The following is an 8,980-nucleotide window of genomic DNA, read 5'->3' as shown; positions in this document are numbered from 1 at the left end:
CGGCTGAGCGGGTGTTGCTCCAGGTCGCCGTAAAATCGGACTCACTGTGTCTGACTCCCTCAACACCCCCGACGCCCCCGCCCCCGCCCCCCACGCACCCGGTGTGCCCGTCCGGCACACCCGGGCCAAGGGAGAGCCGCGCTTTCCGGACGGGCCCAAGGCCGATCCCGCCGGGTCGCACTTCGAGCGGCGGATCCGGAGCTTCCAGCCGCGGCGCAGCCGGGTCACGTCCGGGCAGGCCGACGCGTTGCAGCGGCTGTGGCCCGTGTGGGGGCTGGACATCGACGGACAGCGGATCATCGACCTCGGCGAGCTGTTCGGGAACGACAGGCCCGTCGTGCTGGAGATCGGCTTCGGCATGGGCGAGGCCACCGCGCAGATGGCGGCCGCCGACCCGGAGACCAACATCCTCGCCGTCGACGTGCACACCCCGGGGCAGGGCAATCTGCTGGGCCTCGCCGACCACCACGGTCTGTCCAACGTCCGGGTGGGCAACGGCGACGCGATCATCCTGCTCAGGGAGATGCTCGCGCCCGACGCGCTCGACGGGCTGCGCGTGTACTTCCCGGACCCCTGGCCCAAGAAGCGGCACCACAAGCGCCGGCTCATCCAGCCCGAGTTCCTGACGCTCGCCGCCACCCGGCTGCGGCCCGGCGCGCTCGTGCACTGCGCGACCGACTGGGAGCCGTACGCCGAGCAGATGCTCGAGGTGCTCACCGCGCATCCCGACTTCGCGAACACGCAGGCGGACGGCGGTTTCGCGGCGCGCCCGGAGTTCCGGCCGCTGACCCGTTTCGAGGGGCAGGGACTGGACAAGGGACATGTGGTGAACGATCTGCTGTTCCGGCGCGTATCGCACCGGAGCGCGTAGCCGGCCCGGTCGTCAGGTCCGGTAATCCGCTCCAGCCCCTCGTCCCGCCACCGTTAGGGTCGATGCCGTGGCCACCAGTCCTGCGTATCCGACGTATCCGCCCAGCCCCGGCGGTGCTGTGCTCCGCCATCCGCACTGGTGGCAGCGCAGGTCGGTGCGGTACGGAGCGCTGATCACGCTGCTGGCCCTGTCCGGGCTGGTGATCCTCGCGCTGGTGCGCAAACAGACCGGTACCGAGGGGTTCCTCGTCGGGCTCGGGCTGGCCGTCCTGCCCGTGCCATGGCTCATAGCCGCCTTCCGATGGCTGGACCGGGTCGCGCCGGGACCCTGGCGGAACCTGATCTTCGCGTTCGCCTGGGGAGCCTGCGCGGCGGCGCTCATCGCCATCGTCGCCAACAGCTTCGCGACCAAGTGGATAGCCACCGCCACCGCCGATCCGGCCAGTGCCGACACCCTCGGCGCCACCGTGATAGCGCCGATCGTCGAGGAGTCCGCCAAGGCCGCGGCCGTACTGCTGGTCTTCCTCTTCCGCCGGCGTCACTTCACCGGGATCGTGGACGGAATGGTGATAGCCGGGATCACCGCCACCGGGTTCGCGTTCACCGAGAACATCCTCTACCTCGGTACGGCCTTCGGGGCCGACCAGCTCACCGGCGACCGCGGCATCGCCTCCGTCACCGCCGCCACCTTCTTCGTGCGCATCGTGATGTCGCCGTTCGCGCACCCCCTGTTCACCACCATGACCGGCCTCGGCTTCGGCATCGCCGCGCTCTCCGCCGAGCGGCACCGCGCGCGGCGGGTGCTGCTGCCGCTCTGCGGTCTGCTGCTCGCGATGAGCATGCACGCCTTCTGGAACGGCTCCTCCACCTTCGGCGAGTTCGGCTTCTTCGCCGTCTACGGCGGCTTCATGGTGCCCGTGTTCGGGCTGCTGACCTGGCTGGCCGTCTGGACGCGGCAGCGCGAGCTGCGGACCGTGCGCGAGGAGCTGCCGGCGTATGTACTGGCCGGGTGGCTGGGACCAGCCGAGCCGTTCGCGCTGGGGTCGATGCGGGCGCGGCGCGTGGCCCGGGACTACGCCCGCCACCACTGCGGCAAGGCGGCGGCGCGGGAGGTGGCGCACTACGAGGCGTACGCCACGGCGCTCGCGTTGCTGCGTCTGCGGGGGCGGCGCGGGAAGGCCGGGGCCGACTTCGCCGTACGGGAGCGGGAGCTGCTGGACGAGCTGTGGAAGCGCAAGGACGTCGCACGGCCCGCGCTGGAGTACGCGGCGCATGCGGCGTTGCCGGCCCGGCCGGTGTACACGGGGCCGGCGCCGTACGGATACGGGTATCCGGCAGCGCCCTACCCCGCTTACCACCCGTACCGGCCGTGACCGTCCGGTGGGTTATGCCGACGCCGCCGTGAGCTTCGCGATCTCCTCGTCCGTCAGCTTCAGGTCCGCCACCCCCAGCAGGTCCGGGAGCTGTTCGACCGTGCGGGCCGAGGCGATCGGGGCGGTGATCGTCGGCTGGGCCGCGAGCCAGGCGAGGGCGACGGTGGCGAGCGGGGCCTCATGAGCGGCGGCGATCTCGTCCAGGGCCGCGAGGACCTTCTGGCCGCGCTCGGAGTCCGCGTACTCCTGGGCCCGGCCGGCGCGGGCGCTGTCGACCTTCGTACCGGGGCGGTACTTGCCGGTCAGGAAGCCCGCGGCGAGGGAGAAGTACGGGACCGCGGACAGGCCCTCCTTGGCCGCCAGCTCCTGCAGCGGGCCCTCGTAGGTGTCCCGGGAGACGAGGTTGTAGTGGGGCTGGAGGGCGACGTAGCGGGCCAGGCCCTCGCGCTCGGAGAAGTCGAGCGAGGCCTTGAGGCGCTCGGGGGTGATGTTGGAGGCGGCGATGTGCCGGACCTTGCCCGCCTTCACCAGCTCGTCGAGGGCGCCGATGATCTCCTCGACCGGCACCTCGGGCTTGTCGAAGTGGGTGTAGTACAGGTCGATGTGGTCGGTGTCCAGGCGGCGCAGGGAGGCGTCGGCGGCGGCCTTGATGTTGGCGGCGGACAGGCCCTGGAACTGCGGGTGCTGGCTGACCTTGGTGGCGATGACGACGCTGTCGCGGTTGCCGCGGGCCTTGACCCACTTGCCGATGATCGTCTCGGACTCGCCGCCCTGGTTGCCCTCGATCCAGGCCGTGTAGGAGTCGGCGGTGTCGATGAAGTTGCCGCCTGCGGCCGCGTAGGCGTCGAGGACGGCGAAGGAGGTGTCCTCGTCGGCGGTCCAGCCGAAGACGTTGCCGCCGAGGGAGAGGGGGAAGACCTCGAGGTCGGAAGAGCCGAGTGTGCGCAGAGACGTCATGGTCGACATCAACGCCGACGGCGGATGATCTCATTCCGCCGTCGGCGCCGGATTCCCGCGAATGGCGGAATCAGGGGTTGAGGCCCTTGTCGCGCAGCCACGGCGCCGGGTCGATGCCGGTGGCCTGGCCGCCGGGGTGGACCTCCAGGTGCAGGTGCGGGCCGGTGACGTTGCCGGTGGCGCCGATGCGGCCGATGACGTCGCCGGTGGAGACCTTCTGGCCGACCGAGACGTTGATCGAGGACTGGTGGCAGAACCACAGCTCGGTGCCGTCGTCCAGGGTCAGGATGGTGCGGTAGCCGTAGGCGCCGGCCCAGCCCGCCTCGGTGATCGTGCCGCCGTGGACGGCCTTGATGAGGGTGCCGGTGGGGGCGGCGAAGTCGAGGCCGGTGTGGTAGCCGGAGGACCACATCGCACCGGGCTGACCGAAGGTGCCGGTGATCGTGTACGACACGACGGGCAGCGTGTACTGCTTGGCCAGCGCGGCCAGGCGCTTGGCCTCCTCCGCCTTCTTGGCGTCGGCCTCCGCCTTGTCCCTGGCGGCCGCGGCCTTGGCGGCGGCGTCCTTCTCCGCCTTGGCGGCCGCGTCGGCGGTCTGCTTCTCGCTGGCGGCGAGCGCGGCGGCGGTGGCCTTGCTGTCGGCCTTGCTCTGCTGCTGCTCGGCCTGGGCCATGATCCGGTTGCGCAGCGCCTCACCGGCGTCGCTCTTGCCGCTCTCGGAAACCACGCCGGCCTGGGAGAGCCCGGTGGCGGTGGACTTCGGAGCCTCGGCGGAGCCGCCCTCGAAGAGGTGGCTCACGGAGTCCGGCAGGGAGATGGAGACCGGCGGCTTGCCGGTGTGGGCGCTGGCCATGCCGCCCGCGCCGACCGCGGCCATGACGCCGACGCCGAGGACGGTGGAGCTGCGGGCGAAGCCGCCGCGCTGCTTGGCGACGCGGTGCCGGCCGCGGACCTGGGGGACGGAGTCCTCGGTGGGGTTCCACTCCTCCCAGGGGCCCTCCTCGGCGCGGTAGGAGTCGTAGCCGAAGGTCTCGGACTCGGTGGGCGCCGGTATGAACGGGGCTTCTGGGGCAGGCGGGTTGGACGCCACGCGGGCGTACTCCTTTCCTTCCGTCGCCTACCGGGTTAGCTGACGGGTTCGGAGCAGGAAGGTCTCCTACGCGCGTATACCGGGTGTGGACTCACTGAGTTCACTGCCGGCGTCCGCGTGATTCACCCCAAGGTGGTGGTTCCCCGGTTCCCTTGCGGGATTCGGCGCGTGCGCACGGAGCCGTCTCTTGTGACGGCTGGGACGACCGCGCTGCGTTATCGAACGTTAATAGACTTGCGAGTCACTTTCCAAGCCGTTCGGCTTGATCATTAACGTTTTTCGGCCAGGACTTACCTGCCAGAACAATGCCAAACCGGGCGAGTTGGCCGGCGCTCAGGAGTCTCGGTGTTTTTGATGGTGTCTCAGATGTTATGCGGACGGCGGTCGTCCGATCACCGTCGGTGAAGCCGATCACGGCCCCGCCGGGGGCGGCGGTGAAGAACGGGACGGCGGTGAATCCTCTCGGGGCGGGCAGGCCGCGCAGCACCCGCCGGGGCCCGCGAGGAAGCGGGTGTGCGTGCGGCCCTGAACATGGGGTACTCTGGAGTCACAACGACGCGGGGTGGAGCAGCTCGGTAGCTCGCTGGGCTCATAACCCAGAGGTCGCAGGTTCAAATCCTGTCCCCGCTACTGAAGGCTCAGGGCCGGAATCCAACGGATTCCGGCCCTGAGTGCTTTGCGCCCCGAAGGGCGCAGGCGCACTCAATCCACCAGATGCCGGTTGGGCGCCTTGGCCCGCTCCTCGTACTCCGGAAGTACGACCACCTCGACGCCCCCCTTCAGCAGAACCCCGGTCCCGTCGGCCGCCTCCACGAACGTGTCCGGCTCACGCCAAGCCGTCACCACTCTCCGCACCCCCGCCCGAAGGATCAGCTCGGCACAGGGCGCCGGCCGGGAAGCGCGCCGAGCGCAGGGCTCCAGGCTGCTGTAGACCGTGGCGGCGGCCAGCCGGGGGTCGGCCGGGTCGAGCTTGGCGAGGGCCGCCTCCTCCGCATGGACCACCGGGTCGCCCCCCTCGCGTGAGTGGCCGCGCGCCAGCTCCGTGCCGTCGGCCGCGACCACCACCGCGCCGACGCTGAACGCCGTCCCGGAGGGCGGGCACAGCGCGGCGAGCTCGCAGGCGGTGCGCAGCCAGTGCCGGTCGGCGGCGGTGGGGGCGGGGCCGATGCCGGGGGCCGTGGGCTCGTAGCGCATGAGGACGACGTCCTCGATACGGCGGGTCTCGGTGAGCCGGAGCCGGCCGCCCTGGTACGCCCCCGGGCCGAACAGGCGTGGTGCCGCCGGGTCGCCGACGAAGAGCGGGGCGAGGACCAGCTGGAGTTCGTCGGCGAGGCCCTGCTGGAGGAGCTGGGTGTGGACGGTTCCGCCGCCCTCCACCATCAGGCGCCGTACGCCGCGCACATCGTGCAGATGGGCGAGGAGCGCGCGCCAGTCGAGGTCGGGGCCGAGCGGTACGACGTCGGCGGTGTCGCCGAGCAGGCGGGTGGCGCGCTCGGCGCCCTCGTCGGTCGTGCAGACGAGCTTCTCGCCGCCGGTGTGCCACAACTTCGCGGCCGGGTCGAGGTCGCCGGAGGCGGTGACGGTCACCTTCAGCGGGTACTCGGGCCTGCCCGCCGCGATGCGGGCCGCGCGGCGCTCGGCCGAGTTGACCAGCAGCCGCGGGTTGTCGGCGCGGATCGTGCCGGCGCCGACGAGGATGGCGTCGGAGCCGGCCCGCACCTCATCGACCCGGTCGAAGTCGGCCGGGCCGGACAGCAGCAGGCGCTCGGGACCGGTGTCGTCCAGGTAGCCGTCGAGGGAGACGGCGGCGGACAGCAGCACGTACGGGTACGACATCGGCGCGCTCTCCCTGTGAGGTGGCACTCTTGGTTCAAGTTTGAAACAAACCTACACTGGCGGCATGACGACCCGCTGGCTCAGTCCCGAGGAGCAGCGCGCCTGGCGCGCGTACATGGCCGCGACCCACCTCCTGGAGGACGCGATGGACCGGCAGCTCCAGCAGGACGCCGGCATGCCCCACCTTTTCTACTCGGTGCTGGCCAACCTCTCCGAGGCGCCCGACCGACGGCTGCGCATGACCGATCTCGCCCAGACGGTGAAGATCACGCGCAGCAGGCTGACGTACGCGGTGACCCGGCTTGAGCGGGACGGGCTGGTGCGCCGGGAGGAGTGCCGCTGGGACAAGCGCAGCAGCCTCGCCGTGCTGACGGACGAGGGGATGGCCGTACTGGAGCGTACGGCGCCCGGGCATGTCGCGACCGTGCGCAGCACCCTCTTCGACCGGCTGACGCCCGCGCAGGTGGGGCAGCTGGAGGAGATCTTCACCGGGGTCGCGCGCGGGCTTCAGGACGAGGACACCGAGGCCGGGCCGGGGGACGTCCCCTGGCGACGCCGTGCGTCCTGTTCGTCCTCGTCGCCCTCGTCGCCCTCGTCGTCGCCGCCTCCGGCGTGCTCCTGAGTCACTCTGAAAACAATTGCTTGAACTTTTAAGCATGAGGTAGGGTCTGTCCGTCTCACTGCTTCAAAACTGAAGCAACAGCCCCGGAGGGACCCGCATGCCCGACACCCCCGCCGCCACGCCGCGCGCCCGCGTCCGGGTACCGCTGCGTTTCCACGACGGCTACAGCGTCGACGCCGACCTCGTCACCTTCCACGGCCTGGCCGACGGCCAGGAGCATGTCGCCGTCGTCCTCGGCGACCCCGGCCCCGTCCCGCTGGTGCGGCTGCACTCCGAGTGCCTCACCGGTGACGTCTTCGGCTCGGACCGCTGCGACTGCGGTCCCCAGCTGCGGGAGGCGGTCGAGCGCATCGCCGACCGGGGCGGCGTGCTGCTCTACCTCCGCCAGGAGGGCCGCGGCATCGGCCTCTACAACAAGCTCGACGCGTACGCCCTCCAGGACCAGGGCCTCGACACGTACGAGGCGAACGCCGCGCTCGGTCTGCCGGAGGACGCCCGCGACTACACGGCCGCCGCGCAGATGCTCGCCGCCCTCGGCATCGGGGAGCTGGACCTGCTGTCCAACAACCCCGACAAGGCCGAGCAGTTGCGCGCACTGGGCGTCGTCGTACGGGACCGGGTGCCGACCGGCGTCTTCACCACCGCCCACAACGTCCGCTACCTGCGCGCGAAGGTCCTCCAGACCCAGCACACGCTGCCGCTGGCCGAGTTGACGGACCTCGCGGAGCGCAGCGCGGGCTGACCTCATGGCCGACGGCGGCCGGGCAGCCGGAGGGCCGGCAGGGCGGAGAGGGCCAGAAGGACCGCCGCCACCGCGTAGGTGAGGCGGAAGCCGGCCGGGTGCTGGCCCGCCGCGCCCAGGACCACCGAGAGCACCGCCGTGCCCACCGAGGCCCCGAGCTGGGAGTTGATGCTGAGCGCGGTGCTCGCCGAGGCCATCCGGTCGGCGGGCAGCTGCCGGGTCGCGGTCGTCATCGTCGGCATCAGCACCATGCCGACACCGGCCCCCAGCAGCATGGCCGAGGTCACCATCCGCCAGGGCGCGACCCCGGGCACGCCCGCCTGCCAGGCCAGCGACACCATGCCGAGAGCGGCCAGGGCGATACCGGCCGGGATCAGCCGGCGCGGTGACGCCTTGTCGATCCAGCGCGCCGCGCACTGCATCGCCGTACCGACGACGAGCCCGCTCGGGGCGCCCAGCAGACCGGCCGCCGTCGCGCTCAGGCCCCGCTCCTGCTGCCAGTACAGCGGGCCGAGCAGCATCGAGCCGAAGTAACCGCAGGTGAACAGGGCGATCGTGGCGATGCCGGCGGCGAAGGTACGGTCGCGCAGGAGCCGTAGGTCCAGCAGCGGTTCCCTGACCGTCAGCGCCCGGCGGACGAAGGCGGCCGTCAGGACCGCACCGGCGAGGGTGGGCAGGAGGGCGCCGGGTGCCGTGAAGTCGCTTCGCTCGCCGCCCCGGGCCAGGCCGTAGAGCAGCAGGGCGAGGCCGGGAGAGAGCATCAGCAGGCCGGGGACGTCCAGGCGTTGCCGTCGGGCGGTGCCGCGCCCCCGCGCCTCGGGCTCGTCGCGGGGCAGCAGCCGTACCGCGAGTGCCAGGGCGAGCAGGCCCACCGGCAGGTTCACCAGGAAGATCCAGTGCCAGGAGGCGGTGTCGACCAGCCAGCCGCCCAGCACCGGGCCGGCGACCGGCCCGACCAGGAGGGGCAGGCCGCCCACGGCCATCGCGCGGCCGAGCCGGTCGCGGTCGGCGACCCGCATCACCAGCGTCATCCCGACGGGCTGGAGCAGCCCGCCGCCCAGCCCCTGAACCGCGCGGAAGGCGATGAGGCTGCCCGCGTCCCAGGCGCAGGCGGCGAGCAGGGAGCCGAGCGTGAACAGGACGAGCGCGGTCGCATAGGTACGGCGGGCGCCGATCCGGCCCATCGCCCAGGCGGCGACCGGGATGACGGCGGCGAGCGCGAGCGTGTAGGCGGTGGCGGTCCACTGGATGGTCGCCAGCGGGGCGCGGAAGGACTCCGACAGCGAGCGCATCGCGACGTTGACGATCGTCATGTCGAGCACGGCCATCACCGAGCCGATGACGGTGACGGTCAGGGTGCGCCGCAGGACGGTCGCGGTGGCCGTGACGGTGGCAGTGGCCGGGTCCGGCAGCACCGCCGACGGCGCGGGCGTGGCGGACAAGGTGGGGGTGGTGGGGGTGGCCTCGACGGGCCGGGGGCCGTTCATCGC

The 8,980-nt window shown here is 71.9% G+C and carries 8 protein-coding genes, 1 tRNA gene and 1 riboswitch; of the genes, 5 read left to right on the top strand and 4 right to left on the bottom strand.

What is annotated here, in order from left to right:
• Window positions 1-46: 46 nt before the first annotated feature.
• Together trmB and ADK64_RS27855 are read left to right on the top strand one after the other, a co-directional pair.
• Window positions 47-871 (top strand): tRNA (guanosine(46)-N7)-methyltransferase TrmB, encoded by an 825-nt coding sequence (gene trmB / locus ADK64_RS27860; RefSeq protein ID WP_053663227.1) that lies wholly within the window; start codon window positions 47-49, stop codon window positions 869-871.
• Between the two features lie 67 nt (window positions 872-938).
• Window positions 939-2,243 (top strand): PrsW family intramembrane metalloprotease, encoded by a 1,305-nt coding sequence (locus ADK64_RS27855; RefSeq protein WP_199829721.1) that lies wholly within the window; start codon window positions 939-941, stop codon window positions 2,241-2,243.
• A gap of 12 nt (window positions 2,244-2,255) precedes the next feature.
• On the opposite strand, the gene ADK64_RS27850 is transcribed toward ADK64_RS27855, so the two are convergent.
• Window positions 2,256-3,200, bottom strand: a complete 945-nt coding sequence (locus ADK64_RS27850) for an aldo/keto reductase (protein WP_053663237.1) — start codon at window positions 3,198-3,200, stop codon at window positions 2,256-2,258.
• 70 nt (window positions 3,201-3,270) lie between these two features.
• A complete protein-coding gene (locus tag ADK64_RS27845; protein WP_053663223.1) occupies window positions 3,271-4,290 on the bottom strand; it encodes a M23 family metallopeptidase in 1,020 nt (339 codons plus the stop codon).
• Between the two features lie 7 nt (window positions 4,291-4,297).
• Window positions 4,298-4,467, bottom strand: a riboswitch (cyclic di-AMP (ydaO/yuaA leader).
• Between the two features lie 379 nt (window positions 4,468-4,846).
• On the opposite strand from ADK64_RS27845, the gene ADK64_RS27840 reads away from it, so the two are divergent.
• Window positions 4,847-4,920 (top strand) — tRNA-Met (locus ADK64_RS27840).
• Window positions 4,921-4,992: 72 nt separating this feature from the next.
• On the opposite strand, the gene ADK64_RS27835 is transcribed toward ADK64_RS27840, so the two are convergent.
• Complete coding sequence (locus ADK64_RS27835; protein ID WP_053663221.1) at window positions 4,993-6,126, bottom strand: dihydrofolate reductase family protein; 1,134 nt, start codon at window positions 6,124-6,126, stop codon at window positions 4,993-4,995.
• 64 nt (window positions 6,127-6,190) lie between these two features.
• Here ADK64_RS27835 and ADK64_RS27830 point away from each other — a divergent pair, with 64 nt between their 5' ends.
• Both ADK64_RS27830 and ADK64_RS27825 read left to right on the top strand, forming a co-directional pair.
• Complete coding sequence (locus tag ADK64_RS27830) at window positions 6,191-6,748, top strand: MarR family winged helix-turn-helix transcriptional regulator (RefSeq protein WP_053663219.1); 558 nt, start codon at window positions 6,191-6,193, stop codon at window positions 6,746-6,748.
• A 97-nt stretch (window positions 6,749-6,845) separates the two neighbouring features.
• Window positions 6,846-7,490: a GTP cyclohydrolase II gene (locus ADK64_RS27825; protein WP_053663217.1), complete on the top strand. Its 645-nt coding sequence runs from the start codon at window positions 6,846-6,848 to the stop codon at window positions 7,488-7,490.
• Window positions 7,491-7,492: 2 nt separating this feature from the next.
• Here ADK64_RS27825 and ADK64_RS27820 read toward each other — a convergent pair whose 3' ends face one another.
• A complete protein-coding gene (locus ADK64_RS27820; RefSeq protein ID WP_078992869.1) occupies window positions 7,493-8,977 on the bottom strand; it encodes a DHA2 family efflux MFS transporter permease subunit in 1,485 nt (494 codons plus the stop codon).
• Window positions 8,978-8,980 lie beyond the last annotated feature (3 nt).

The organism is Streptomyces sp. MMG1121 (genome assembly GCF_001280015.1).
Lineage (GTDB): Bacteria > Actinomycetota > Actinomycetes > Streptomycetales > Streptomycetaceae > Streptomyces.
The sequence above is the reverse complement of the archived record's forward strand: the minus strand, read 5'-3'. Positions and strand labels throughout refer to the sequence as shown.

Excerpts from the sequence above, each read along its gene's own strand:
- ADK64_RS27830 (WP_053663219.1), top strand. The coding sequence starts at position 6,191 with ATGACGACCCGCTGGCTCAGTCCCGAGGAGCAGCGCGCCTGGCGCGCG.
- ADK64_RS27850 (WP_053663237.1), bottom strand. The coding sequence starts at position 3,200 with ATGACGTCTCTGCGCACACTCGGCTCTTCCGACCTCGAGGTCTTCCCC.
- ADK64_RS27825 (WP_053663217.1), top strand. The coding sequence starts at position 6,846 with ATGCCCGACACCCCCGCCGCCACGCCGCGCGCCCGCGTCCGGGTACCG.
- ADK64_RS27820 (WP_078992869.1), bottom strand. The coding sequence starts at position 8,977 with ATGAACGGCCCCCGGCCCGTCGAGGCCACCCCCACCACCCCCACCTTG.
- ADK64_RS27835 (WP_053663221.1), bottom strand. The coding sequence starts at position 6,126 with ATGTCGTACCCGTACGTGCTGCTGTCCGCCGCCGTCTCCCTCGACGGC.